We start from the raw sequence: 25,108 nt of genomic DNA, 5'->3' as shown, positions 1-25,108 counted from the left end.
GCCCTTTATCGACGTGACCGATATCCGCCTCTTGCTCGTCGAAGACGATCCCGACATCAGCGCATCGCTGGCGGACTTCCTGTGCGGCAAGGGTCTGAGCGTGCAGGTTGCGCAGAGCGCGGAAGCGGGGCATGAGATGCTCGCGCCCGGCGCTTTCGACCTGATCCTGCTCGACGTCATGCTGCCCGGCGAAGACGGTCTGAGTTTCTGCCGGCGCGTGCGCGCGTCGGGCGGCCCGCCCATCATCATGTTGACCGCGCTGTCCGAACCGACCGACAAGGTCGTGGGTCTCGAACTCGGCGCCGACGACTACGTGACGAAGCCGTTCGATCTGCGCGAGCTGCTCGCGCGCATTCGCGCGGTGTTGCGGCGCGGGCAAACGGCCTCGGGCGAATCCGCATCGGCCCGGCAGCCGGCTACGGAACTCGTGATGACGTTCTCCGGGTTCACGTTCTATCCGTACCGTCGGTTCCTGCGCTCGCCCAAGGGATTGCGCGTGCCGCTCACCGGCGCGGAAACGGATCTTCTGCTGGTCTTCTGCCAGCATGCGCGGGAGGTGCTGTCACGCGAAGCACTCATCGGCCTCACGCGCGGCAAGGACTTTCCGATCGCAGCGCGTTCCGTCGATCTGCTTGTCAGCCGTCTGCGCCGCAAGCTGCAAGGCGACGATCCGCTCGACGATCCCATCCGCACCATGCGCGCCGATGGCTACGCGTTCCAGCCCGAAGTGAAGACCGTCTGATGCCGCGTTTTTTCTCTACCACGCTCGGGCAGATTCTGGCCATCGTTGCGTGTTCGTCGGTGGCGACGTTCCTGCTCTTCATCGCGCTGCTGTTCTATCCGGGCGCGCCGCCGAATCCGCCGTGGCCCTGGCAGACCACCTATCGCATCAGCGCGCTGGTCGGCATTCTGAAGGCGACGCCCGCTGCGGAGCAGGACCGGGTGCTGGCCGCGTCGGGAATGCCCGCCACATGGACCGATGCGCCCGTGCCCTGCGGCAAGATCACGCTGGATACACACGATCTGGAAGCCGCGCTGAAATCCGAACTGCACGATGCAGAAAAACTCACGGTGCGCGCGTGCGATGCCGGCCATCCGGAACGCGACGTGCAAGTGCTGATTCCACTCGGCACGCGGACGCTCGAACTCCATACCGACCGCAGCGAGCGCGAACCAGAGCGCTTCACCATTCCGTTTTTTGGCGCGCTGGCATTTCTCTGCGTGGGCGTCGCGGCGTTGTCGGCATGGGCGGTGTCGCGCGTGATCCGGCCATTGCGGCGTTTGTCGAGACAGGCCGATGCGTTCGGCCGCGATATCGCGCTTGCGCCGATCGAAGAAGAAGGGCCGCTGGAAATACGCCGCGCAGCGCATGCGTTCAATGCCATGCAGGAGCGCATCACGCGCCACATGCAGAGCCGCACGCGGATGCTGGCCGCCATCAGCCACGATTTGCGCACGCCGCTCACGCGCATGCGTCTGCAAGTGGACCGCGAGGACAAGGACATCGACCGCGCGAAGCTGCAACGCGACATCACGCTGATGCAGACCATGGTCAGTTCCGCGCTCGCCTTCCTGACCACCGACACGAGCGCAGAGAAAATGGAGTGGCTGGATCTGGGCGCGCTGCTGGAAACCTTGTGCGACGAATATGCCGAGTCCGGCGCTGTCATCCGCTACGAAAATCCGGAACGCATTCCGTTTTTTTGTCGACCGGATGCGTTCCAGCGCGTGCTGACGAATCTCATCGAGAACGCCATTCACTTCGGCACGCTGGTCGTTGTGGTGGCAAGCGTGCGGGGCGGCGAGGTCGTCATCGACGTGTCGGACGACGGGCCGGGCATTCCGCCCGAGCGTCTGGGCGATGTCATCGAGCCGTTCGTGCGTCTGGATCCGGCGCGTGCGAAGCGGCCCGGCAGCGTGGGGCTGGGCTTGTCGATCGTCGATGAAATCGTGCGCGCGCATGGCGGCACGCTGACTCTCAGCAATCGTGCGCCGACGGGATTGCTGGCGCGGGTCTGCCTGCCCGTGACCGAGGCAGGCGGCCGGGATTAGGGCGTGTGCTGCACGCCTTCATGTTCGCTTTCGCAAGCACAGGCATAGCCCGGCTTGCCCCAGTTGAACATGCGTGACGTCTTGCCGATGCCCGGGTTGAACGAGTTGGTCGGGTCGAGCTGTTCGTAGAACTCGCGCAACGAAGCCTTCGCCTCGTACAGATGCCCGACGTTGTGCTCGGCCGGATACTCGGCGCCGCGCGCGGCGAGCAGCGCAAGAATGGCGTCCTTGATGCGGTCGCAGTCCACGCCTTTTTTCACCAGATACTCCTGATGCAGCACGTGGCAGAAGAAGTGGCCGCAGTACATCGTGAACTCGATGTCCTTCGTGATCTCGGGCGGCAAGCGCTCGAACCAGTCGGTGGTGTTGCGGGGCAGGGCGATGTCGAGCGCCACGATGTCTTCCACCGTGCGCGGATGCACCGCGCGATAACGGACCATCGCGCCGCCGATCGCGAAGCGGTTGAGAAACGCCGCCTTGCCTTCATCGTCGGTGCATTCGAAGTAGTCGCCTTGCTGCGTCGGAAAGCGCGCTTGCAGATAGGCGCGCGCTTCCTGCACGCCGTCGTTGCCCATCTTCAGCAGCAAATGATGCTCGAAGCGGTCGCGGTACTCGATCAACCTGCGTGGCAGATGTTCGGGCAAAAGCTGGCTCGCGGCCTGCAACAGCCGGTCGCTGATCGCGCCGCCGAGGCCGGCTTTTTCGGTGAAGCCGTCAAAGCGGCTCTTTGCCGCGAACGCATGCGGCACCTTGTCCGTACCGAACTTGCGGATATACAGGAACATGTCCTTGCCATAGCGGCGGGCGATATCGAATGCGCCCCGATGCATGTATTCACCCGCGATCGGCAGGCTGTCGAAATCCGCAAGGATGTCGCGGCGGATCGCCTCGAGTTCCGCCGGATCGTTGCTGCCGATATAGAACACCTGCGTGCGTTCGTCCGCCGGGAAGGTATCGAGCCGCAGCGCGAACACGGCCAGATGTCCCGCCGAGCCGGACGCTTCGTAAAGTCTGCGCGGGTCTGCGTTGTAGCGCGCGGGCGTGGCGGCCGTGATGTCGCGCACATGCGTGCTGTATTCATGATCCGATGCCAGCAGGCCAGCGGCAGCCGGAATATCGTCGGGCAACTCGCCTGCATCGAGACGCGCGAGGATGGCTTCGGCCGAATCGCCCAGGTCGATGTCCAGATGATTGACGAGCTTCAGTTCGCCGTCCGCCGTGATGCGCGCATGGATGGACAACTGCGTGAACGCGGGACCGCGACGGATCAGCGAGCCGCCCGAGTTATTGCAGATGCCGCCTGTCACCGAAGCGCCGATGCAACTCGAGCCGATCACCGAATGCGGCTCGCGCCTGAGCGGCTGCAAGCGCTTTTCCAGTTGATCCAGTGTCACGCCGGGCTGGCAGATGACCTGCTCGCCATTGCGGATCAAGTCGAGCCGGCGCAGACGCATGCCGTTGATGATGACGACCGGGCGGTCATAGCCAACGTCTGCCGGCGTCGATCCGCCCGTCAGCCCGGTATTGGCCGCCTGGCAGATGACGATGACGTTGGCCCGGTGACAGGCCTGCAACGCCCGCCACATTTCGACCAGCGTACCGGGCTGCACAGCGGCCAGCACCGCGCCGCCGCCGTAGCGATAGCCCTGCCGGAAGCGGCGCGTTTCTGTCGCGCCGGTAAAGACGAACTTGCTGCCGACGATGTCGCCGAGCGACTGGATAAGTGCTTGCATGTTGAACGATTCGTTTGGGGCGCGGGGTCAGGCCGCGCTGTCGTCGCCGTGCTGGCTCGCACGGATGTACGAGTCCTCGGTGCTGCGAATATGCGTGCGCAGCTCCGCGCATGCCTTGCGCACGTTGCCCGCGCCAATCAGCTGCATGATCTCCGAATGCGTGTCGTGGCATGAATCCACACGCTTGTCATCGGCGGCGAGCCGCGCGCGCAGCGCCTGGATCTTGTCGGCGACCAGTTGATACGCGGCTTGCAGATACGCATTGCCACAGCGTTCCAGGATCGCGCCATGAAAGCTCGCGTCCTGCAGGCGATGGCGCATGTCGTCGTCGATATCGCCGTCAAGACCTGACTTCAGCGCCGCCGTCAGGCTCTGCGCGAGTCCTTCGTGATCGCCGCGCATCGCGAGTTCGAGCGCCGACAGTTCGATGATCTCGCGAAACCGGCAGATCTCGCGCACCTGATCTTCGGTCGGCTTGAAGACCAGCGTGCCGGATTGCGGCAGCACATCGACGAGACCTTCCAGCTTGAGTTGCAGCAGGGCTTCGCGCACGGGCGTCTTGCTGAAGCCGAACTGGAGCGCCAGCGCGCTTTCGGAAAGCTGGCTGCCGAACGGAAGCTCACCTTCAACGATGGCATTGCGGATCAGGTCTTTCGCGATGGCCGTCAGCGACTTGGGACGCTCGGCCAGCTTTTCACTCTTCATGTTCATGGGGGCATCGACGATTGCTCGTATGAGCGGAACGGCGCGTTCGTACTGCATGCACCGATTGTCTGTGTGGATATTAGCACGCGCCGCTTGCACGTCTCGAAATTGATATCTAAGATATCAGTTCTCGATTGCGGCGGCCTCGAAAGCCGACCACCCGACGAAGAAAAAACCGGAACGGAGGAGACTCAATGATGCGAAACAGTCGCAGGCTCGGACTCGCCCTGGCGAGCGCGTTGATCATGTCGAACGGCGCGGCATTCGCGGCGTCATCGAATGCTATGCCGCATGTCGAAGTCGTAGCGGAGTGGAACCGCCTGCCCTACGACCTTGGCGACGCCCAGGCCGAGCAGGCTTACGAAAGCAATCAGACGTACAAGAAAGTGCTGTTGCAGGGCGTGAAGGTCGATTCGCACGGCACGATGTATGTCAGCACTGCGCGCTGGGGTGGACCGGACGTGCCCGCCACGCTGTCCAAACTGGTGCGCAAGAACGGTCAATGGGAGTTGCAACCGTTCCCGAGCGTGGCCATGAACAAGGTGGGCGACCGTCAGGCCTTGCAGTCCGTGCTCGGCTTCGAGATCGATCGCAATGACGTGATGTGGATTCTCGATCAGGGACACATTGCGGGGCAGCCGTCGGCGGCGGGGGCGGAGAAGCTGATTTTGTGGGACCTGAAGACCAATCGCGAGATCCAACGCTACGAATTCAGCGACGCCGATTCCGATAAAAAATGCTCCTTCCTCAACGATGTCGTCGTCGATAACGACCGCGGCGTGGCCTATATCACGGACTCGGGCATCTTCTGCGATCACCTGCACGGTGGGCTCATCGTGTATGACCAGAAGAGCAATCGCGCGCGCCGCGTTCTCGACCAGACCGTCTTCACAACCGACGAAGCCGGCTTTAATTTCCGCATCGACAACGAGCCCGTGCTCAGCAAGACGCCGATGCGCACCGGCGCGGACGGCATCGCGCTGTCGGGCGACAAGCGCACGCTGTACTGGACCAATCTCTCGGGCCACACGCTCTATTCGCTGGATACCGCGCTGCTGCGCAACTTCGGGACAAGCGAAGCGGCGCTGCGCACGGCCGTGAAACGCGTCGCGACCTTGCCGTCCAATACCGACGGCATGATCGCCGATCGCAGCGGCAATCTCTATATGACCGCGCTCGAAATGAACGGCATCAACTTCCGCGATGCGAAGACGGGCGCGATCTCGACCTATGTGGTCCATCCGGAGATGGTGTGGCCTGACACGCTGAGCTGGAGTCCGGACGGATCGCTGTATGCGGTATCCGGCCACTTGAACAAGTGGGTCGACAACCAGATGGACTTCGATCATCCCGCCGTGCCGAACTTCCGCATCTGGAAGATCGAGGCTCACGGCAAGAGCTATACGTCGAAGTAGTTTCGATGCAATGCAGCCCATCGGCCTGCATCGTTGTTTGAATGATTAGTGATACTACCAACGAAAGGAGCAGTGAATGGAACTGGCAACGTTGATCAAGGGTTTCGAGAATGTCGCGACGGCGAGCGTGGCCGACGCTGTGGATCAGATTGCCGGCGTGCGCGGTTACATGGACGAGTCGATCAAGCCGCGTATCAACGACAAGAAGATCGTCGGGCCGGCGGTGACGATTCTCGAAGCGCCGACGCATGAAAAAGTGCCGCCGCAACACGCGCTCGACGCCATCGACGAATCGCCGGCCGGCAGCGTGATCGTGATCGGCATCTTCGGCGAGACCAACGTGGCCGTGTGGGGCGGGCTGATGACGGCGGGCGCGGTGGCGAACGAGCACGCCGGTGCGATCCTCGACGGCGGCGTGCGCGATCTGACCGAGATCCGCCGCGACTACGACTTCCCGATCTATTCGCGCTCCGTGTCGCCGGGCACGACTGTGGGCCGCTTCACGACGCTCGCAGCGAACGTGCCGGTGGAATGCGGCGGCGTGAAAGTGCATCCGGGCGACATCATCGTCGCGGATATCGACGGCGTCATCGTCGTGCCGCGCGAACATGCCGAGGCCGTGCTGAAACTGTCGCAGGAAATCGACGAGCGCGAACTGGAACAGGCGCGTCTCATCATCGGCGAAAAATCCTTGCGCAAGGGGCTCGCGAAGTATGGCCGCATCTGAGATGGCAGCGGAGATCGTCGCCATCGGCGAGCCGATGATCGAGTTCAACCAGACCGCGGCCAATGCGCGCGACTACCTGCAGGGCTTCGGCGGCGATACGTCGAACTTCTGCGTTGCGGTCGCTCGGCAAGGCGGACGCGTGGGTTATGTCACGCGGCTCGGCGACGATGCGTTCGGCCGCAGCTTCCTCGACCTCTGGCAGCGCGAGGGCGTGGATACGAGCGGCGTCGCAACGGATCATGAAGCGCATACCGCCGTGTACTTCGTCACGCATGACGAACGCGGCCATGCGTTCAGCTATTTGCGGCGAGGGTCGGCGGCGAGCCGTCTGTCGCCCGCCAATCTGCCGCTCGACGCGATTGGCCGCGCGCGTTACCTGCATGTGTCGGGCATCAGCCAGGCCATCAGCGAAAGCGCCTGCGATGCCGTGCTCGCGGCGGTGGAGCTTGCGAAGCGTTCGGGCGTGGCGGTGACCTTCGATCCGAACGTGCGCCTCAAACTGTGGCCGCTCACGCGGGCACGCGCGATCATCGATGCCACCGCGCGTCATGCCGACTATATGCTGCCGAGTTTCGAGGATGCGCAGACGCTGACCGGCCTCGACGACCCGGAAGCAATCGTCCAGCACTATCTGGCGCTGGGTCCGCACACGGTGTGTCTGAAGCTGGGCGGCGACGGCGTGCTGGTCGCACAAGGCGCGTCGCGCGTGCGCATTGCGGGCCACAAGGTCGATGTCGTCGATGCCACCGGCGCGGGCGACTGCTTCGACGGCGCCTTCGTTACGCGACTCGCGGCAGGCGATTCGGCCGAAGCGGCCGCGCGTTACGCGAACGCCGCAGCGGCACTCTCGACGCAAGGTTATGGCGCGGTTGCCCCGATACCGCGCCCCGCCGACGTGCGAGCCATGCTGGCCGCGCACTGAAGTCGTCCAGACGGCCGCGGCAGCGCGCAGCGGCCGTTTCATCGCTCATCAAACCATTATTGAACAAGGCAGGCGAGGAGACAGGTCATGCATGACCATCACGACGATCGTGCGCTCGAACAGCGCACCATGAGAAAGGTGACGCGACGGCTCTTGCCGTTTCTGATCCTTCTGTACTTCTTTGCATTCCTGGATCGCGTCAATGTCGGTTTCGCCGCGTTGACGATGAACCAGGACATCGGCCTCTCTTCGTATGCCTATGGCTGGGCGGCGGGTATCTTCTTCATTGGCTATTTCATCTTCGAGGTGCCGAGCAACCTGGCGCTTGCGAAGACCGGCGCGCGCATCTGGCTCGCGCGCATTCTCATCAGTTGGGGCTTGATCTCCGCGTGCGGCGCGTTCGTGCAAGGTCCGACGAGCTTCATGATCCTGCGCTTCGTGCTCGGCGCGGCCGAAGCAGGCTTCTTCCCCGGCGTGATCCTGTATCTCACGTTCTGGTTTCCCGCGCGTTACCGCGCGCAGGTCGTCGGACTGTTCATGCTGGCGAATCCGGTGTCGACCGCGCTCGGCTCGCTCGTGTCGAGCTTTATCCTGCACATGGACGGGCTGCTCGGCATCGCCGGGTGGCAGTGGCTGTTCGTGATCGAAGGCCTGCCTTCGGTGCTGCTCGGCTTCGTGACGCTGCGCTATCTCGTGGATTCGCCGCGTGACGCAAAGTGGCTCGCCGCCGACGAACGCGACTGGCTCCATGCACGCATCAGCGGCGAAGCGGCCGAACGCGAGCGCCATCACAAGGCGGGCGTGCTGCAAACGCTCGCGAACCCGCGCGTGCTGTTGCTGGGCGCGATCTACTTTTTGATCGTCACGGCGAACAACGGTCTGGTGCTGTGGCAACCGCAGATCATGAAGATGCTCGGTGTCGCGGATGAATGGATCGGCACCGTGAACGCGGTGCCCTTCGTCATCGGCGCCTTGACGATGGTCGTGTGGTCGCGCGCCGCCGACCGGCGCGGCAAGTACCGGCTGGACCTGGCATGCGCGTGCGTCGTCGCGGCGGCGGGGCTGGCGTTTGCCGCCACCTCGTCCTCGCTGCCGATGATCCTCGTCGGCCTGACCATTGCCGCAATCGGCGGATACGGCGCGCTGCCTTCGTTCTGGGCGCTGCCGACCACTTTCCTCGGCGGCACGGCAGCGGCGGCCGGCATCGCGATGGCGAACTCCATCGGCAATCTGGGCGGCTTCGCAGGTCCCTATCTGCTGGGCTACGTGCGCTCCACCACGTCCGGCTATGCGGCGGGCCTCGGCATCCTGGCGGGCGCGGCCTTGCTCGCAGCCATCGCGAGCGTGCTGTCGGGCGGCTCCGGACAACGCGGCGAGCCTTCGCCCCGCGCGACGAACGGCGTCCAGGGCCGGCGCGCCAACTAACCACGAGAACACGACATGCACCATAACGTCATGACCCGACGCCAGTCCGTGCCGCGCCGTCGCTGGTGGATCGGCATCTTCGTCGGCATCGGCATCCTGGTCAATTACATCGACCGCGTGACACTCTCGGTCGCCGCGCCGCAACTGAGCGAAGCCTTCAACCTCACCCCCGGCGACATCGGCATCCTGTTCAGCGCGTTTTCGTGGGCCTATGCGCTGCTGCAGATCCCGGCCGGCGTCGTGCTCGACCGCTATGGCGTCACGCGCGTGGGCCGCTGGGGTGCGTTCCTGTGGGCGGTGTCGTCGGTCATCACGGCGCTCGCGAGCGGCTTCGGCGGGCTCGTCGCCGCGCGCTTCCTGCTCGGCGTCGCCGAGGCGCCCGGGCTCGCCGCGAGTTCGAAGGCCACCGGCTACTGGTTTCCACGCGCCGAGCGCGCGCTCGCCACTTCCATCTTCGATGCCTCCGCGAAGTTCGCCAACGTGATCGGCGTGCCGCTGATTGCGTTCGTCGTGGTGACGTTCGGCTGGCGCTGGGGCTTCTGGATGTCGGCGGCGCTGAGCCTCGTGTACTTCGCGGGCTTCTGCATCGTCTATCGCGATCCGTCGCAGGATGCACGGCTCTCGCGCGACGAACTCGCCTACATCCAGCAAGGCGGCGCGACGCCGGAAGGACCGTCGGCCACCGGCACCGCCGGCATGCTCGGCTATCTGCTGACCAACAAGAAGGTCTGGGGCCTGACGATCGGTTATTCCGCCTACGACTACGCCTTCTATCTGTTCCTGACCTGGCTGCCGAGCTATCTCGTCACGACGATGCACATGAGCGTGTTGCACTCGGCCGGCTACGCGATGATTCCCTGGGCCTGGGCCACCTTCACCGACGTGTTCATCGGCGGCTGGATCGTCGATCACATGATCGCCAAAGGCCACGACGAAAGCGGCGTGCGCAAGGCCGTGCTCGTGTTCGGCATGATCTGCGCGCTGGCGATTCTCGGCGTGATCGGCACGACCGATCCGCGCTGGGCCATCGCGTGGATCTCGGTGTCGCTCGGCGGGCTGGCAATTGCCGGCGCGGTGTCGTGGTCCATTCCATCGCTCATTGCGCCGCAAGGCGGCGTCGGCACCGTCTCGGGGATCATGAACTGCGTCGGCAATGTCATGGGCGCCGTGGCGCCCGCGCTGACCGGCTTCATCGTCAGCGCGACGCATTCGTTCGAGAACGCGTTCTGGGTTGCGGGCGTCGTGATCTTCGCGGGCATTCTGTCGATCGTCTTCGTCCTCGGCAAGATCGAACCCATTCCAGGTCCGAGCGAGGAACGGCGGCGCACGGCTGACGCCGCAAGGTCGACATAAGCGGAGAGGCAGGGAATACCCTAGCCTTGACCATCCGCAAGGGCACACTGGATAATTGTCCATATCGTGATTTGCGCGTCCGCATGGTGGACAAATCGGCATGCAGATCACCTTTATCGGACTTCAAAACGAGATATCCATGCCCACGATCGTCGAAACCAATCCGATGACGCCTTACCAGTTGCCTTTTCCGAAGGAAGCGCAGAAGGAAGTCGTCGTCCCGTTCGCCATTCCCACCGATGAACGCGTGTGGGTGCCGCAGGCCGAAAACGTGTCGTTCCGTCCGCTGTGCCTGAATGCATCGCAAGGTTACTGGATGAATTTGTTGCGCGTGCGCAAGTCGGGCGTGCTGAGCCGTCATCGCCATCCGCAGGGCGTGCACGGCATGGTGCTGAAGGGGCGCTGGAAATATCTGGAACACGAATGGACCGCCACGGAAGGCAGCTATGTCTACGAGCCGCCGGGCGAGACGCATACGCTGTATGTGCCTGAAGACGTCGAAGAGATGATCACGTACTTCCAGGTCAACGGCGTGATGTTCTATTGCGATCCGTACGGCAACTACACCGGCTACGAAGACGTCTTCACGAAGATCGACATGTGCCGCAAGCACTACGCGCAAGTCGGTCTGGGCGAAGACTACGTCGACCAGTTCATCCGATGAGAACGCATCCGGCCCGGGCCGCATCGACAGCATTCGCGCGCTACGACTTCACGGAACGCGTGGCTGTCGTGACGGGCGCGACCGGCGGCATCGGCCGCGCGGTCTGCGAGTCGCTGGCGGCGCAGGGCGCCACCGTCGTCAACTGGGATCTCGCGCCCGGCCCCGACGACGCCACGCCCGCCGCCTCGCAATGCCAGGTGAACATCGCCGATCCCGCGTCGATTCAGCGCGCGCTCGCCGCCACGCTGGAACGTCATGGCCGCATCGACTTCCTCGTCAACAATGCGGGCTTTGCCGGATCGACCGCGCCGCTCGATGATTACGATCCCGCCGAGTGGCAACGCATCGTCGAGATCAATCTGATCGGCACGTTTCACGTGAGCCGCTTCGTCGTGCCGGAGATGCGCCGCGCGGGGCAGGGCCGCATCGTCAATATCGCGTCGCTCGCGGGCATGGAAGGCACGCCCAACGCGTCCGCGTACAGCGCGGCCAAGGCCGGCGTGATCGCGATGACGAAGTCGCTCGGCAAGGAACTCGCGAAAACGGGCGTGCTCGTCAACGGCATCGCGCCGGCTGCGGTGGAAACGCCGCTGCTCGGCCAGATGTCGCCGGCCCACGTGCAGACGATGATCGACAAGAGCCCGATGGGCCGCCTCGGCACCGTCGACGAAGTCGCGCAACTGGCGCTCTGGCTCTGCTCCGATTCCTGCACCTTCAGCACGGGCGCGATCTTCGATCTCTCGGGCGGCCGCGCCACATACTGATACCGGCCAGCGGGTCTTCACCGGACGACCCGTTACGCATGCCGGACCTGACCTGAACCACGCTGGACACCACAACGCAAGTCGAGGGGACACTCATGCTTCAGAAATCGAAGCGCCTGAAACGCACGCAGGTTATCGCGGTCGTTTTCCTGACGATCGCAGGCATCGTCAATTATCTGGACCGCACCACGCTGTCCATCGCGAATCACTCGGTCAGCGAGGAACTGCACCTCAGCGGCGCGCAGATCGGTCTGCTGCTGTCCGCGTTCTCGCTGGCTTATGCGTTCGCGCAATTGCCGGTCGGCGCGATGCTCGACCGCTTCGGCTCGCGTGCCATGCTCGGACTCGGCATGCTGGTGTGGTCCGTCGCGCAGATGGCGGGCGGCTTCATCCAGTCGCTCAATCACTTCCTGTTCGCCCGCACGATTCTCGGCATCGCCGAGGCTCCGCTGTTCCCGGCCGGCGCGAAGGTGGTCAACGAATGGTTCGCCGTGCATGAGCGCGGCGGGCCGACCGGCACCTTCATCGCGTCCTCGACCATCGCGCCGATGATCGCGCCGCCACTGCTCACGGTGCTGATGCTGTCGTTCGGCTGGCGCACGATGTTCGTCATCATGGGCGTGCTCGGCGTGCTGGTCTCGGTAGGCTGGTATATGTGGTATCGCAACCGCGATGAAGTCACGCTCACGCAGGACGAGACCGAATGGCTCGATCAGAACGCCAAGACCGAAGCGCGTCCGAACAAGGGCCTGAGCTTCAAGGAGTGGGGCGCGCTCTTCAAGCTGCGCAACACGTGGGGCATGATCTTCGGCTTCATGGGCGTCATCTACATGGTGTGGCTGTATCTGACCTGGCTGCCCGGCTATCTCGAACATGAGCGCCACCTGAGCATTGCGAAGACCGGCTGGCTCGTGTCGATCCCGTATATCTTCGGCACGCTCGGCATGGGCGGCAGCGGCTATATCGCGGACTATCTGCTGCGCCGGGGCATGGCGCCGATCCGCAGCCGCAAGTGGCCGGTGTGCATCGGGCTGATCGGCGCGGCGGCGTTCACCGTGCCGGCCGCGTACACGCCGAGCACGGCCATGGCGATCGCCTACGTCTCGCTCGCGATGTTCTTCGTGAATCTCGCCAGCGGCAGCGCATGGGCATTGGTGACCGTGGCGGCGCCGCGTCATCTCGTGGCTTCGCTCGGCAGCATGCAGAATTTCGGCGGCTATCTCGGCGGCTCGTTTGCGCCGGTCATCACGGGCATCGTGGTGGATCAGACGCATTCGTTCGTCAATGCACTGCTCATCAGCGCAGCGGTCGCGTTCGCCGCGGCGCTCGTGTATCTGTTTGTGGTGCGCGAAGTGGCGCCGCAGCCGGCGAGCACGCACGTTCCCTCGGTTTCATAAGCAAGGCATCGATCATGACATTCTCCAATAACCTTTTGGCAGGCAAGACCGCGCTCGTGACGGGCGGATTCTCGGGTATCGGCGCGGCGATCGCGAACCGGCTCGCCGAGATGGGCGCGAGCGTCGTGGCGGCGGGCCTGCCGCCCCCGGGCGACGTGCCCGATGTACTGGCACCCGTCGTGCGCAAGGCCACGCTCAATGTGCGTTCGAATGACGAGATCGTTGCGCTGATCGGCTCGTTCGAACGGCTCGATATCGTCGTGAACTGCGCGGGCGTGATCAGCCGGGTTGAAGAGCATCAGCCCGAGGTGTTCGAGCGCGTGCTCGACATCAACCTGAACGGCACGATGCGCATTTGCGCGGCGGCGCGCGCGCTGCTGAAGGCATCGTCGGGCTGCATCGTGAACACGGCTTCGATGCTGAGCTTCTTCGGCGGCGGACTGGTGCCGGGTTACAGCGCGAGCAAGGGCGCGGTGGCGCAACTGACGAAATCGCTGGCCATCGCGTATGCGGCGGACGGCATTCGTGTGAACGCGATTGCGCCGGGCTGGATCGCGACGCCGCTCACGCAGGCCTTGCAGAACGACGACGGCCGCTCGCAGGCCATTCTCGAGCGCACGCCGATGAAGCGCTGGGGCCTGCCGGAAGAAGTCGCGCAAGTGGCGGCATTCTTGTGCACGCCGGCTGCGTCGTTCATGACCGGCGCGATCGTGCCGGTGGATGGCGGGTATCTGGTTTCCTGACGTTCATCGTCTGCGCGTGCAAGCGGTCTCGCATCTGCCGGAGGGCAGGGCGAGACCGCTTCTTTTTTGCCAGTGCTTTCAGAACCGGTACGAGACCGTCACTTGCGCCGATAACGGCGGGCTCGGCATCAACGTGTAGTCGAAGGTCGCCGCCGAGCCGCCGGTGTAGTACTTGCGGTTGAACAGGTTGAAGACGTTCAGCTGCGTCTTCCACCGGCCTTGCTCGTACGACGCCATCGCATCGGCGCGTACGTAGCTGCCGAGCTTGAACGTATTGGGCAAGGTCGCTTCCCGGGAACCGACGTAATACAGGCCCGCGCCGACCTGCAAGCCCGGCAGCGACTCCAGCCGGTACACGGTCCACAGGCTCGCGCTGTGACGCGGGACATTGCTCAGCACATCGCCGACGGGATAGGTGGTGTCGCTCGTCACGGTCGCGAAGGTGTAGGCGTAGGTGAGGATCGCCTTCCAGCGCGGCGTGATGTTGCCTGCCACGTCGAGTTCGATACCGCGGCTGCGCTGCTTGCCCGTCAGCACTTCCAGCAACGGGTTCGAGGGATCGGTGGTGAGGATGTGATTCCGCTCGATGTCGAACAGCGCCAGGCTGGCGCTCAACCGATCCTTGATGACGTCGTGCCTGACGCCCACTTCGTATTGTTCCGCCACTTCCGCGTCGTAGGTCACGTTGCTGCCGCTATGTCCGACATTCGGCGCATGGCTGCGGCTCCAGTCGGCAAAGAATGACGTGTTCTCCGTGGCTTTCCACACCAGGCCGATCCGCGGCGAGAACGCCGTCTGCTGGCCATGACCGGCGGGTTGACCGGCTTCGTCGGCCTGGTTGATGAAGCGGTCGGCTCGCAAGGCGGCTTGAAGCGTGACCGCACGCGTCAGTTCGACGAGATCCTGCACGTACACGCCGTAGTCCTTGCCCTGACCCTGATGCCCAGGCAGCGGATCGCCCGGTGTCAGGCCGGACAGATAGGCCGGATTGAACAGGTCGAGCGACATCGTCGAAACCTGCGAGCCGCCGCTGCCGATCTTCAGATAGCTGTAGTCCACACCCGCCAGCAACGCGTGCTTCACGCTGCCGGTGAAGAACTTGCCTGCCAGTTCGGCACGGGCCGAGTATTGACGGGAAAACTCGTTCGCGCCGCTGTAGACGGAGTAATCGAGCAGATTGCCGGTGGGTGTCGTGCTGTCCGGGAAGGACTGGGTCGAGAGCTGGCGCGCATAGGCGTATTGGCCGGACAGGCGCAGCGTCCAGTTGCTCGACAGCGCGTGTTCGAACAACACGGTTTCGGCGAAGGTGTCGTTGCGGCCATAGTCGCCATCGATGCCCGGATACATTCCGCTGCGCAGCCCGTAATAGCGGGTGCGGGACAGCGACTGATAGTCGGGCACCGCCGGCACGCCGAAATCGAAGCCATCGCGGTTCAGGTGGTTGTACTCGGTAAGCAGCGTCACTGAGGTGCCGCTGTGGTTGTCCCACGTGATGGCCGGCGCGAAGGACCATGAGCGATAGCCCCCGTTGTCGCGGAAGGTCGAATTGCTCTCCGCCGATGCATTCAGCCGCACGCTCAGCTCGTCGTTCAAGACGCGGTTCACATCCACCGTCGAGCGCGCGAGGCCATGCGTTCCCGCCGTGACCCCGGCCTCGCCGAAGTTGTCCTGCTCGGGCCGTTTGGAAACGGTGTCGATATAGCCGCCCACCGCGCCGACGCCGCCGTACAGCGCGCCTGCCGGTCCCTTGAAGATCTCGACGCGGTCGATGTTCTGCACGTCGCGGAACGCGTAATAGCCGTAGTTGCGGAAGCCGTCGCGCAGGCCGTTGCTTTCGCTGAAGCCGCGGATGTTGAAGAACGTGGCGCCATTGCCGCCGTAGCTGGCTTCGGCATGCACGCCGCTGACGTTGTCGGCGATCTGGTCGATGCGCGTGACGCCGCGTTCTTGCAGGATCTCCGACGGCACCACCTGGACCGATGCCGGGTAGTCCTTCAAGGGTGTGCCGGTGCGCAGGAGGTTGTCGGCGGTGTCGGGGGCATAGGCGGGCGCGAGGGTATCGCTGACGTGGACGGCGGGCAGGGCGGCCGTATCGTTGACGGACGGCGCTGCATCCGCCGCATGCGCCTCGGGCACGCTCACCAGTCCGGCATACATCAGGGCAGCGGCAATTCCAGCGCGGCATGCGACAGGCGCGCGTGTGCCGGCGGCGCCCGCGTGGCGCGGTCGTGGTTCGATGTTCATGGATTCGATTCAGCAAAAGGAATAGTCGGGCTCGCGCGTCGCCAGGGGCGCGCGCGCAGCGGGAAGACTCGTTCTCAGCTGAACAGGGGAGGCGCCCGCGACAACGGGCGAAGATGGGGTGACGCGCGTGTTGGCCGGTGCGTCGGAAGGACGCGCCACCTCTCGATGACAGGCGTCAGCGCAAACAGCTCCATCGCGAGCGTCACGCTCACGCAGGCAACGAACAGCGCGGCGCTGAAAGGACAGAGACCGTCGTCCGATGCCATCGGCGTCTGCATCGGCGCGCCGCCGCTTGCGGACATGTGCATGTCGCCGTGCATCATGTCTTCGTCGGACATGTTCATCATCGCGTGGGCGTCGGGCGCGAACATCGGACCGTGCCCGGAACAGATGACAAGCGCGAAATCGCCCTGCGCTGCCGATACCGGATCGAGCATGACCGCGCCCGGCAACAGGGCGCGCGCAAGGAGCACGGCGAAAGCGGCCAGCACACTCAGCCGGCTCGCGATTCCGCCCCGCAGGAGGAACCGGCGAAGGGCATTCATGGCGCGCATTTTAACCGGCTATCTCAAAAATGAGGCGGCCGCGTTTCGGCAGATCCGGCGCGGCGCCATCGCTGCTTTCGCTTGATGCGGGCGAGTCGGAAGAGCGGCCGGGCTCCAAAGACGCGCGTTACAAGGGACGCATGGCTCGCGCATCGATAGCCGTGCAAGCGGCATCGAGTTCGAGCGGCAGGACGCCTTCGCTCCCGCGAATCAACGCATACACATACTCGCCCGGCACCGTCTCCGAGCGAATCAGCGCGTCCGTGACCTCCTGCAGGATCGCCCGATGCCGCTCCAGCAGCTCGAAGCAGCGCTTGTCCATCTCGTTCAACATCGCGTTGGCCTGTGCGATCGCCCCGTCGAGCTGGCGTCCGGCGCTCTCGCGCGGCAGCGCCGCGAGGCTGAACAGATTGCCGTCGCTGCCGAAGCCGAGTCGCGAGACCATCTCCAGGCTGATGCGCGATGCCTCCTGCAGATCCTGCGCCGCGCCGCTCGACGCTTCGCCGAACACCAGCAATTCCGCATTGCGTCCGCCGAGCAGCACCATCAGCTCCTTTTCGAGTTCGCTGCGGCGGTACAGATGTTTTTCCTGCGGCTTCGTGATGAGCGCCATGCCCAGCGCGCCGCCGCGCGGCAGCACCGTCAGTTCCTCCAGTACACCCGTTTCCAGCAGCGCCGCGACGACGCCATGCCCCGCCTCGTGCACGCCGACGCGGCGCACCTCCTCGGCGTCGAGCGCCTTCTGCGCACCGCTCACGTCGCCGATACGCACGACCTTGACCGCCTCGCGCAGATGCGCCGCGCCCACCGTGTCCGCACCCTCCCGGCGCGCGATGAGCCCGGCCTGATTGACGATCATCGCCAGCGAGGCCGGCGACAAGCCGACCGTCAGCCGCGCGAGCTGGGCGCAGTCGATATCCGCCGCACGCGACGGCATCCTTTCCAGGTAATACTCGAAAATCTTCACGCGGTCCGCGACATCGGGCAGGCGCACCGGCACGATGCGGTCGAAGCGGCCGGGACGGCGCAGCGCTTCGTCGATGCTCTCGGGAAAGTTGGTCGCCGCGACGACGATCACGCCATCGTTCTTGTCGAAGCCGTCCATCTCCGCGAGCAACTGGTTGATGATGCGGTTGCTTTCGGCATCGGCGGAATCGGACGCGCCGGTGGTGCGCGCGGCGAGGCCGTCGGCTTCATCGATGAAGATGATGGCCGGCCCATGCTTGCGCGCCATCTTGAACAGCTGCTTGACCTTCTGGATGCCGACGCCGTAGTACTTCGCGCTGAAATAGCTGCCCGTGATGGCGATGAACTGCGCGCCGCATTCGCCCGCCAGCGCCTGCGCCAGCCGCGTCTTGCCGACGCCCGGTCCGCCCGTCATCAGCACGCCGCACGGCGGACGGACGCCCAGCTTCGCGAACGAGGCCGGATCGCGCAGATAGGCGCGGATGTCTTCGAGCGCGGCCTTGGCCTCGGCCGCGCCGATCACGTCGTCAAAGCTCAGGTGGGTCGGTTCGGTGATGAGCGTGGCATCGCCTTTCATCTCGCGACGCATGTAGCGGAAGATCAGGAACAGCAGCAGCACGGACACCAGCATGCTGGCCGAATCGCGGAACGCGGCGAGCAGCGTGGCGAAGCCCGCATGCGTGCCGATCGACACATTCGGCAGCCACGCAATCCGGTAGTCGGGCGCGCGGCCGTCCTTTGCCGGATTGAGCAGCAGCGCCTGCGAGAACACCGCGAAACGGTCGGTAACGAAGTAGCGCGCGCCGTCTTTCGTCGAGACGAGAATGGCGTCCAGCGTCACGCCGATGGCGGCCACGCGCTGCTCGCGAATGTCCGCAAGCATGCGCGACGCGTCCTGCTCGGTGCGTGCCCATGGCGACGGGTCATCGCGCATCGCGCGGACAATGCTCGATGCCTGCAGCGGATCGACATGCGGCTGCGCCGTGCGATGCCGCAGCACGGCGCCGCCGATCGCAATCAGCACCGCGATGGACACCACGACGGCGAAGCGCACCCGCCGTCGGCCCCACCGGGTCCACGGTCCGTTCTTTCCCGGTTTCATCAGCGGTCTTCCTCGAATGCGTATGCGTGCGTCCCTCTCGGGCGGGGACGTGGCGCTCATGCGGCGGCGCATGAACATGGCTGACCCATGGTGTACGCATCGCGGCGGGCTGTCCGTGCGGGTGACCGCTTTGGTCATGCAGACGCTACGTCCGGTAAACTGGCGATCGCCATTCCATTCTCTTCAACCGATGTCCACCGAAGCAATCGAACCCCACGCAAGCACTCTCCCACTGAACCAGCGCCGGCGCGTCTTCGCGGGCCTCATCCTCGCGATGATCCTGGCCGCGCTCGACCAGAGCATCGTCGCGACCGCGCTGCCGGTCATCGCCGGCGAACTCGGCGGACTCAATCACCTCACGTGGGTGGTAACAGCGTTCATGCTGACCTCGACCGTCAGCGCGCCGCTCTACGGCAAGCTCTCCGACATGTATGGGCGCAAGCCGTTCTTCGCGCTCAGCATCGGCATCTTCCTGGCGGCTTCGGCGCTGTGCGGCGCCGCACAGTCGATGAACACGCTGATCCTGTTTCGCGCGTTGCAGGGACTCGGCGCGGGCGGCCTGATGACGATGTCGCAGACGCTCGTCGGCAGCATCGTGCCGATGCGCGAGCGCGGCCGCTATCAGGGACTCTTCACCGGCGCATTCGCGGTGAGCAGCGTGGCAGGACCGCTCCTCGGCGGCTTCATCACGAGCCACGCATCATGGCGCTGGGTGTTCTATATCAACCCGCCGATCGGCGCGCTGTCGCTGGCGCTGGTGCTGATGTCGCTGCCGAAGGTCGAACGCGGCGGACAGCATGCCGTCGACTACGCGGGCGCGGTGCTGGTCTGCCTCGGCACGTCGGCGCTGTTGCTGGTGTTCAACTCGGCGTCGGCATCGTTCATGTCCGGGCTGCGCCTGCCGCTGGCCTGCGTGCTGGGGCTCGCGTGCTTCGCCGCCCTGTTCTTCGTCGAGCGCCGTGCGCAAGAGCCGATCATCGACCTGAAGCTGTTCAGCAACGTGCCGTACGCCACCTGCGTGGCCGCGTCCGGCATCATGGCTTTCGCGATGATGGGCTCGCTCGTGTTCATGCCGCTGTATTTCCAGCTCGTGCTGGGCGAGACGCCCGAGCAGTCCGGCGCGATGATGCTGCCGCAAGTCGCGCTGATGCTCATCACCTCGGTGGCGGGCGGACGCTTTTCGGTCGGCAGCCTGAAGCGGATTGCAACGCTGCTGTCGATCGGCGTGTTCCTGGAATGCCTCGGCCTGGCGTCGCTCGCGCTGCTGGCTCATCGCGGGGCCAGCGTGCCGCTGTTTCTCTGCGCGATGGCGGTGCTCGGCGCAGGCATGGGCATCGGCATGCCGAATGCGACGGTCATCGTGCAGAACTCGGTGCCCGAACGCGTGCTCGGCGCCGCGACGGCGACGATGGGCTTCGTGCGCTCACTCGGGGCGTCGCTGGGCGTGGCGTTGTCGGGCGGCATCATGAGCTTCGTGCTCAAGCGCGAACTCAGCGATTTGCCCGTGACCTTCGACACGCAGGCGCTGCTCGACCACGGCCTGGGCGCGATCGCGCAGATGAGCGCCGCGCAGCAGGCGCAGGTCGTGGCGGTTTATCGCGGGGCGATTGGCGCGAGTCTGATTGCGGGCGGCATTGTGATGTTCATCGGCTTCCTGCTGGTGCTCAGGCTGGCGCGCAGCAAGTTGCCGCAGCGTTAGGTTATGCCGCTCTCCGTTTTCTCACATGTCATCGAGGAATTGCTTGAGCAATTTCCTCCATTCTCTTTGATTCATGCAAAAGTCCGTAAGCGTTCTTTAGCAGTTAAAACACTCGCGCAGCGTTAAGTCATTTAACGAGAACAAATAATGAACAAAAAAATTTTTATGTACGGCATTTGTTCATCTTGTTTAAAAACTCGCGACCTTTTATTTTTCTCATAGGCCGATCGTGTTTCAAACCGAAGCTTGATCGGCCAGGGAGATCGGTCAGACAGTTGTCATCGCCCGCCCGGGCCATGGGAGCACGCCGTGATCAAATACCTTGCAATGTTCCTGTTTTGCGTCGCCTCAGTCATAGCGGGCTGCGGCGGTGACGATAACAATTCCGGTAGTACCCATCTCAGGATTCTTCACGCATCTCCGGACGCGCCCAACGTCGATGTTTATATCGACAACGGCCTCGTCCTCGCGAATGTTCCATATCCCACTGCGTCGAATTACCTGACGATTGTCGCGGGCGCGCATAACATCAAGATCAACGCAGCGGGTACTTCGACCACGGTAATCAGCGTTTCACCCTCGCTGGGACGAGACAATTTCTATACCGCCATTGCAGCGAATTTCGTGGCAAGCATTCAGCCGCTTCTCGCGACCGATGACGCATCGGCGCCTCCGTCCGGACAGGCGCGTTTGCGAGTGATTCACGCTGCGCCCGACGCGGGTCCCGTGGATGTACTCATCAATAACCAGGTGGTGTTGTCGAACGTGCCGTTTGCGGCGATCAGCAACTACCTCTTGGTCGCAGCCGGTACTTACGATGTGAAGGTCAACGTTGCAGGGACGTCGACGACCGCAATCGAAGCGAATATCGATGTGGCTGCGGGCACGAACTACACGGCGGTGGCGATCGGGTCGGTCAAGACGGCTGCAACGAACCCGCTTGCACTCAAGGCGTTGGTGGACGGGAAGTGAGCGCGAATCCGGACCACGCGGGAAGAAGACCGGCGCAGACAGATGCCGTGCGAAATGATCGGCCAGCGCCGTGACCCTGGCCCGGACGGGAGCGCGCTGAGGCGTCACAAAGAAAAGTTCGCCTCTCATCAGGCGCCAGTCCGTCAGAATCGTTTCCAGGCGACCGTCCTCGAGACGATACCCATCGGCGGTTCAAGAAACCTTGCACCCGGCGTATCGAGATTGCCAATCGGAAAGCGCCAGACCGGGCCGCTCCAGGACACTGAAGGCGGTCTTCACGAAGGTTGTATATGGCCATCGATGATTGTTTGTCCAAGGCTCGAGTGAAGCTATTTCCCGACGGGCGCCGACGCAGTACCGATGCGGTCGCGCTCGACTGGCGAGCCGGAGATATTGCGCAGATTCGGCCACGTCATTCCAGGACCGATGTGCTGAATGGCAGCGTCCATTTCGCCTCGACAAACTTGCGCAAGTGCACTGCGAAGGCAAGATAGCGGCGCTCGCATGCCGCGTACTGCCCGCCGATGCCACCGCATTGCGCGGATGCGCGCAGCCAGCCTTGTTCGAAGCACTCGAACCGTCGGCTTCGCGCGACTACTCCATCGCCTCGCTATCAACGGACGGCCGCATCGAGTTGCTCGTGCGCCAGGCGCAGCATGCGGATGCGGCCGGCGGCAACGACATTTCGCCGGGCCTCGCATCCGGATGACTGACCCGGCACGCGACGCTGAGCACGTCGGTCGAAGTGGGCATACGCACCAATCGGGCATTCCATGCACCGGCCGATGTTCGTCCGCTCGTGCTGATCGGCGCGTGCACCGGGCTCGCAGGGCTGCGGGCTCTCTGAAGTCGCGAATTGCGCGCAGTTGGCATGTGAACTGGTTCATCTTCGGCGAGCGCAACAGAGCGCATGATGGGTTTCATGTCGGCGAACTGTCTTGCTGGCATGAGGCGGGCATGCCGAAACGGCTCGATCGGGTGTGGTCGTGCGACGGCATGCCACTTCGTCACGTGCAAGATGTCCTTCGCGTCAATGGCGCATTGCTGACAAATGGATCCAGGCCGGCGCGGCGATCTATGTGTGCGGCAACGCGACCCAACAGTCCGGGAACTCATCGTGCTGGATATTCAAGGGTGAGTTGTCACGGTCGCGATTTCTTGCGATGACGCGAATCAAGCCAAGCGCGATGCACAACACGTCGCCGACTTCAGCTCTGATCATCGCACCTACCTCGGGCATCGATCATGCGTTTGTCTCCGTGACGACGTCTGGTGAAGCAAGCTGCCACGCCGTCCGGAGCAATACCCTACAACCCCTCAGACAATCCCGTCGAAAGAGAATGACCCAAGCACCGTAAAGTATGAGAAATACCCGCATAATGGCGTAGCCGTCCGCGTAGCGGGCGTGTTACACCAGCAGGAGCAGCATGCGCTTATCAACCATCACAAACTGGGCCTATGCGGTGACCGTGACCCTCACGCTCGCCTCGGGCGCTGCCATGCTGGCGGCATCGTCGTCGCAGGAGACAGAGCGGGCAGCCGTCGCGCAACGCTATGCGCTCGACCAAGCGACCTCCAATCTCGACGTGGAAGTCAACACACTTAGCGCGCTTGCCCGGCAGTACGTGGTGAGCGGACATCCCACCGACCTCGCCGCCTATCAACATGAACTGTCGTCGCTTGGCGCCGTCGAGGAACGCACGCGTCATATCGCCGATGCCGGTGCGCGCGCTGATGAACTTGATGCGCTGCACGACGCCCTGCGCCTGGCGGACGGAATGCGTGACATCGAACGGGCTGCGCTCGCCGCTGCCTCGGCCGGCGACCGTAACAAGGCGATCGACATTGCTTTCTCCACGGAATTCGGACGCGAGCTCGAACGCATACGTCAGGACGTCGAGCGCTTTCAGTATCGTCTCGATCAACGGACCGAGCTCGCCGTGCAACGCGCCGAAGAAGTAGCAAGAGCGTGGCGGCTCGTGGCGGAGTCGATGCTGGTCGTTACCGGACTCGTGTTTCTCTTCGTGCTGTACTTCATTTTCCGTCGGCGTGTGCTGCATCCGGTCGTCAAGCTGAGCGACGTGGTGAACCGGCTGGCCGCTCAGGACTTCGCGGTCGAGCCGCCGCGCTATGACCGGATCGACGAGATCGGCGACATGGCGCAGGCATTGCGCGTGTTTCGTGAAAACGGCCTGGTGCGCCAGCGTCTGGAGCGTGAGCGAGAGGCCGATCGCGCCATGCGTGACTCGCTGTCGCGCATGACTCAGCGGCTGCATGGTTGCAACGACACGCAAGACCTGATCGGAGTAGTCGAGCGGTTCACGCCCGAACTTCTGCCGCAGACGAGCGGCCGGCTTTATTTGCTGGACGCAGATCGCAATGTGATGGTGGCCGCCTGTTCCTGGAAAAACCCCCAACATTCAGCATCCGAATTCCCGGCGGATGCATGCTGGGGCATTCGTCGGGGCAGCCTGCATCGTCCGGCGGGCCATCAGCTCGACGTACCATGTGCGCATTTGGAGCTTCGAGGCGACGTCATTCCCGATTCATGCTGCCTGCCGCTTGCAGGGCAGCACGGTGCGCTAGGCATGCTTTATCTCGAGCACGAGAAGGGTGCGCAGCAAGAGAGTTCGTTCGACGAGTACCTGCGCATGCTTGCAGAGAACGTGGGGCTTGCGCTGGACAATCTGCATCTGCGCGATACGCTGCGCGAACTCGCAATGGCCGATTCCCTGACCGGTTTGCGCAATCGGCGGCAGCTGGATCTCTGGCTCCGCGATGAACTCACGGAGCTCGCGCATGCAGGTCTGGAATTGTCGTGCGCGATGATCGACATCGATTACTTCAAGCGTTTCAACGACGACCACGGGCACGATGCAGGAGACGCCGTGTTGCGCGCCGTGGGTCGCGTGCTGCGGCAGACGGCCCGTGATGCGGACCTTGTGTTTCGCTACGGCGGAGAGGAGTTCGTCGTTTTGATGGTGGGCCTCGGTCCCGAAGAGGCGATGCGTCGAGCCGAAGCGCTTCGCGTGAGTATTGCTGCGCTGGTCGTCGATCACGATGGCCAGGCGCTGGGTCCTGTTACGGCATCGATCGGGGTGGCGAGCGCGCCCGCAGAATGTTCGAGGGCAGCGCTGATGCAGGTTGCCGATGGAGCACTCTTCGAAGCCAAGCGCAAAGGCAGGAACCGGGTTGAAAGGGCGGTACCGGCGCGTCGGCTCAGTGCGCAAGTCTGACGGCTGCGGCGCCGGCATCCAGTCTTCGGTCCATTTTTCAACTCATGATCAGCACGACCGTCTGGCTCGGCACCAGCACCGCGCCGATCGCGTTGTTCTGATTGTGCGAGGTCGGCGTGGTCAGCCGCACGGCGAGATTGCCGCCGATGAGCACCTTCGTGCTGCCTTCGTCGAAGCGTGCCGGCCCCATGATGAGTCCCGACATCACGCCGCCCGACACACCGCCCTGATCGCCGTTGGTGAGCGGTATTTCGGATCCCATGTTGAGGGCGGGTGCGCCGCAGACGAGCACCGTCTCGGCAGGCGGCACGCCCATCATCGGCATGGCGAGATTGGGATACGGCGTGGGCACCGGTCCGGCGGGCGTCGGCGTCAGGCAGACGTCGGGTTCGGCCATCAGCTCTCCGCCCATGATGGTCACAGCAAACATGGCGTTTCTCCTTG

Annotated in this window: 21 protein-coding genes; 15 read left to right on the top strand and 6 right to left on the bottom strand. The window is 63.9% G+C overall.

The window, feature by feature from the left end:
* Positions 1 to 13: 13 nt before the first annotated feature.
* A complete protein-coding gene (locus tag QCE83_RS23235; protein WP_309816754.1) occupies positions 14 to 742 on the top strand; it encodes a response regulator transcription factor in 729 nt (242 codons plus the stop codon).
* A complete protein-coding gene (locus QCE83_RS23230) occupies positions 742 to 2,052 on the top strand; it encodes an ATP-binding protein (protein ID WP_309816751.1) in 1,311 nt (436 codons plus the stop codon). Before QCE83_RS23235 ends, QCE83_RS23230 begins: the two co-directional genes overlap by 1 nt.
* Here the strand turns inward: QCE83_RS23230 and dld are convergent.
* Both dld and QCE83_RS23220 read right to left on the bottom strand, forming a co-directional pair.
* Positions 2,049 to 3,785, bottom strand: a complete 1,737-nt coding sequence (dld, locus tag QCE83_RS23225) for a D-lactate dehydrogenase (RefSeq protein ID WP_309816750.1) — start codon at positions 3,783 to 3,785, stop codon at positions 2,049 to 2,051. The genes QCE83_RS23230 and dld overlap by 4 nt on opposite strands.
* A 27-nt stretch (positions 3,786 to 3,812) precedes the next feature.
* The gene (locus tag QCE83_RS23220; RefSeq protein WP_309816748.1) at positions 3,813 to 4,496 is read right to left on the bottom strand and encodes a GntR family transcriptional regulator; all 684 of its coding nucleotides are present in this window, start codon (positions 4,494 to 4,496) and stop codon (positions 3,813 to 3,815) included.
* A 188-nt stretch (positions 4,497 to 4,684) separates the two neighbouring features.
* On the opposite strand from QCE83_RS23220, the gene QCE83_RS23215 reads away from it, so the two are divergent.
* The 9 genes from QCE83_RS23215 to QCE83_RS23175 all read left to right on the top strand — a co-directional run bounded on the left by QCE83_RS23215 (position 4,685) and on the right by QCE83_RS23175 (position 13,900).
* Positions 4,685 to 5,905 carry an L-dopachrome tautomerase-related protein gene (locus QCE83_RS23215; RefSeq protein ID WP_309816746.1) on the top strand — a complete coding sequence of 407 codons (1,221 nt, stop codon included), beginning with the start codon at positions 4,685 to 4,687 and terminating at the stop codon, positions 5,903 to 5,905.
* Positions 5,906 to 5,981: 76 nt separating this feature from the next.
* Entirely contained in the window at positions 5,982 to 6,632 is a 651-nt protein-coding gene (locus QCE83_RS23210; RefSeq protein ID WP_309816743.1) for an RraA family protein, read from the top strand.
* A complete protein-coding gene (locus tag QCE83_RS23205) occupies positions 6,619 to 7,554 on the top strand; it encodes a sugar kinase (RefSeq protein ID WP_404985397.1) in 936 nt (311 codons plus the stop codon). Before QCE83_RS23210 ends, QCE83_RS23205 begins: the two co-directional genes overlap by 14 nt.
* Positions 7,555 to 7,641: 87 nt before the next feature.
* A complete protein-coding gene (locus QCE83_RS23200; RefSeq protein ID WP_309816740.1) occupies positions 7,642 to 8,979 on the top strand; it encodes an MFS transporter in 1,338 nt (445 codons plus the stop codon).
* 15 nt (positions 8,980 to 8,994) lie between these two features.
* Entirely contained in the window at positions 8,995 to 10,332 is a 1,338-nt protein-coding gene (locus QCE83_RS23195) for an MFS transporter (RefSeq protein WP_309816735.1), read from the top strand.
* Between the two features lie 139 nt (positions 10,333 to 10,471).
* On the top strand, positions 10,472 to 10,996 hold the full coding sequence (locus QCE83_RS23190; RefSeq protein WP_309816733.1) for a 2,4'-dihydroxyacetophenone dioxygenase family protein: 525 nt from the start codon (positions 10,472 to 10,474) through the stop codon (positions 10,994 to 10,996).
* Entirely contained in the window at positions 10,993 to 11,760 is a 768-nt protein-coding gene (locus QCE83_RS23185; RefSeq protein ID WP_309816727.1) for an SDR family NAD(P)-dependent oxidoreductase, read from the top strand. Before QCE83_RS23190 ends, QCE83_RS23185 begins: the two co-directional genes overlap by 4 nt.
* Before the next feature lie 95 nt (positions 11,761 to 11,855).
* Positions 11,856 to 13,157, top strand: a complete 1,302-nt coding sequence (locus QCE83_RS23180; RefSeq protein ID WP_309816724.1) for an MFS transporter — start codon at positions 11,856 to 11,858, stop codon at positions 13,155 to 13,157.
* 14 nt (positions 13,158 to 13,171) lie between these two features.
* Positions 13,172 to 13,900 carry an SDR family oxidoreductase gene (locus QCE83_RS23175; protein ID WP_309816721.1) on the top strand — a complete coding sequence of 243 codons (729 nt, stop codon included), beginning with the start codon at positions 13,172 to 13,174 and terminating at the stop codon, positions 13,898 to 13,900.
* 78 nt (positions 13,901 to 13,978) lie between these two features.
* Here QCE83_RS23175 and QCE83_RS23170 read toward each other — a convergent pair whose 3' ends face one another.
* From QCE83_RS23170 to QCE83_RS23160, 3 genes are all read right to left on the bottom strand, one after another.
* Positions 13,979 to 16,144, bottom strand: a complete 2,166-nt coding sequence (locus tag QCE83_RS23170; protein WP_309816715.1) for a TonB-dependent siderophore receptor — start codon at positions 16,142 to 16,144, stop codon at positions 13,979 to 13,981.
* A 74-nt stretch (positions 16,145 to 16,218) separates the two neighbouring features.
* A complete protein-coding gene (locus QCE83_RS23165; RefSeq protein WP_309816713.1) occupies positions 16,219 to 16,689 on the bottom strand; it encodes a hypothetical protein in 471 nt (156 codons plus the stop codon).
* 127 nt (positions 16,690 to 16,816) lie between these two features.
* Positions 16,817 to 18,757 carry an AAA family ATPase gene (locus QCE83_RS23160; protein WP_309816710.1) on the bottom strand — a complete coding sequence of 647 codons (1,941 nt, stop codon included), beginning with the start codon at positions 18,755 to 18,757 and terminating at the stop codon, positions 16,817 to 16,819.
* Between the two features lie 190 nt (positions 18,758 to 18,947).
* Here QCE83_RS23160 and QCE83_RS23155 point away from each other — a divergent pair, with 190 nt between their 5' ends.
* The 4 genes from QCE83_RS23155 (at position 18,948) to QCE83_RS23140 (ending at position 24,664) form a co-directional block, all read left to right on the top strand.
* Entirely contained in the window at positions 18,948 to 20,456 is a 1,509-nt protein-coding gene (locus QCE83_RS23155; RefSeq protein WP_309816707.1) for an MDR family MFS transporter, read from the top strand.
* A 309-nt stretch (positions 20,457 to 20,765) separates the two neighbouring features.
* Positions 20,766 to 21,428: a DUF4397 domain-containing protein gene (locus QCE83_RS23150; protein WP_309816705.1), complete on the top strand. Its 663-nt coding sequence runs from the start codon at positions 20,766 to 20,768 to the stop codon at positions 21,426 to 21,428.
* A 559-nt stretch (positions 21,429 to 21,987) separates the two neighbouring features.
* Positions 21,988 to 22,137 carry a hypothetical protein gene (locus QCE83_RS23145; protein WP_309816702.1) on the top strand — a complete coding sequence of 50 codons (150 nt, stop codon included), beginning with the start codon at positions 21,988 to 21,990 and terminating at the stop codon, positions 22,135 to 22,137.
* A 718-nt stretch (positions 22,138 to 22,855) separates the two neighbouring features.
* Positions 22,856 to 24,664: a sensor domain-containing diguanylate cyclase gene (locus tag QCE83_RS23140; protein WP_309816699.1), complete on the top strand. Its 1,809-nt coding sequence runs from the start codon at positions 22,856 to 22,858 to the stop codon at positions 24,662 to 24,664.
* 37 nt (positions 24,665 to 24,701) lie between these two features.
* Here QCE83_RS23140 and QCE83_RS23135 read toward each other — a convergent pair whose 3' ends face one another.
* Entirely contained in the window at positions 24,702 to 25,094 is a 393-nt protein-coding gene (locus tag QCE83_RS23135) for a DUF4150 domain-containing protein (RefSeq protein WP_309816696.1), read from the bottom strand.
* Positions 25,095 to 25,108 lie beyond the last annotated feature (14 nt).

This window comes from Caballeronia sp. LZ034LL (assembly GCF_031451215.1).
In the GTDB taxonomy this organism is placed as follows: Bacteria; Pseudomonadota; Gammaproteobacteria; order Burkholderiales; family Burkholderiaceae; genus Caballeronia.
Note: the sequence above shows the minus strand (reverse complement) of the source record. Positions and strands in the feature narration are given on the sequence as shown.

Excerpts from the sequence above, each read along its gene's own strand:
- QCE83_RS23170 (WP_309816715.1), bottom strand. The coding sequence starts at position 16,144 with ATGAACATCGAACCACGACCGCGCCACGCGGGCGCCGCCGGCACACGC.
- QCE83_RS23175 (WP_309816721.1), top strand. The coding sequence starts at position 13,172 with ATGACATTCTCCAATAACCTTTTGGCAGGCAAGACCGCGCTCGTGACG.
- QCE83_RS23205 (WP_404985397.1), top strand. The coding sequence starts at position 6,619 with ATGGCCGCATCTGAGATGGCAGCGGAGATCGTCGCCATCGGCGAGCCG.
- QCE83_RS23210 (WP_309816743.1), top strand. The coding sequence starts at position 5,982 with ATGGAACTGGCAACGTTGATCAAGGGTTTCGAGAATGTCGCGACGGCG.
- QCE83_RS23195 (WP_309816735.1), top strand. The coding sequence starts at position 8,995 with ATGCACCATAACGTCATGACCCGACGCCAGTCCGTGCCGCGCCGTCGC.
- QCE83_RS23200 (WP_309816740.1), top strand. The coding sequence starts at position 7,642 with ATGCATGACCATCACGACGATCGTGCGCTCGAACAGCGCACCATGAGA.
- QCE83_RS23215 (WP_309816746.1), top strand. The coding sequence starts at position 4,685 with ATGATGCGAAACAGTCGCAGGCTCGGACTCGCCCTGGCGAGCGCGTTG.
- QCE83_RS23180 (WP_309816724.1), top strand. The coding sequence starts at position 11,856 with ATGCTTCAGAAATCGAAGCGCCTGAAACGCACGCAGGTTATCGCGGTC.
- QCE83_RS23190 (WP_309816733.1), top strand. The coding sequence starts at position 10,472 with ATGCCCACGATCGTCGAAACCAATCCGATGACGCCTTACCAGTTGCCT.
- QCE83_RS23230 (WP_309816751.1), top strand. The coding sequence starts at position 742 with ATGCCGCGTTTTTTCTCTACCACGCTCGGGCAGATTCTGGCCATCGTT.
- QCE83_RS23140 (WP_309816699.1), top strand. The coding sequence starts at position 22,856 with ATGCGCTTATCAACCATCACAAACTGGGCCTATGCGGTGACCGTGACC.
- QCE83_RS23220 (WP_309816748.1), bottom strand. The coding sequence starts at position 4,496 with ATGAACATGAAGAGTGAAAAGCTGGCCGAGCGTCCCAAGTCGCTGACG.
- dld (WP_309816750.1), bottom strand. The coding sequence starts at position 3,785 with ATGCAAGCACTTATCCAGTCGCTCGGCGACATCGTCGGCAGCAAGTTC.
- QCE83_RS23155 (WP_309816707.1), top strand. The coding sequence starts at position 18,948 with ATGTCCACCGAAGCAATCGAACCCCACGCAAGCACTCTCCCACTGAAC.
- QCE83_RS23160 (WP_309816710.1), bottom strand. The coding sequence starts at position 18,757 with ATGAAACCGGGAAAGAACGGACCGTGGACCCGGTGGGGCCGACGGCGG.
- QCE83_RS23185 (WP_309816727.1), top strand. The coding sequence starts at position 10,993 with ATGAGAACGCATCCGGCCCGGGCCGCATCGACAGCATTCGCGCGCTAC.
- QCE83_RS23165 (WP_309816713.1), bottom strand. The coding sequence starts at position 16,689 with ATGAATGCCCTTCGCCGGTTCCTCCTGCGGGGCGGAATCGCGAGCCGG.
- QCE83_RS23135 (WP_309816696.1), bottom strand. The coding sequence starts at position 25,094 with ATGTTTGCTGTGACCATCATGGGCGGAGAGCTGATGGCCGAACCCGAC.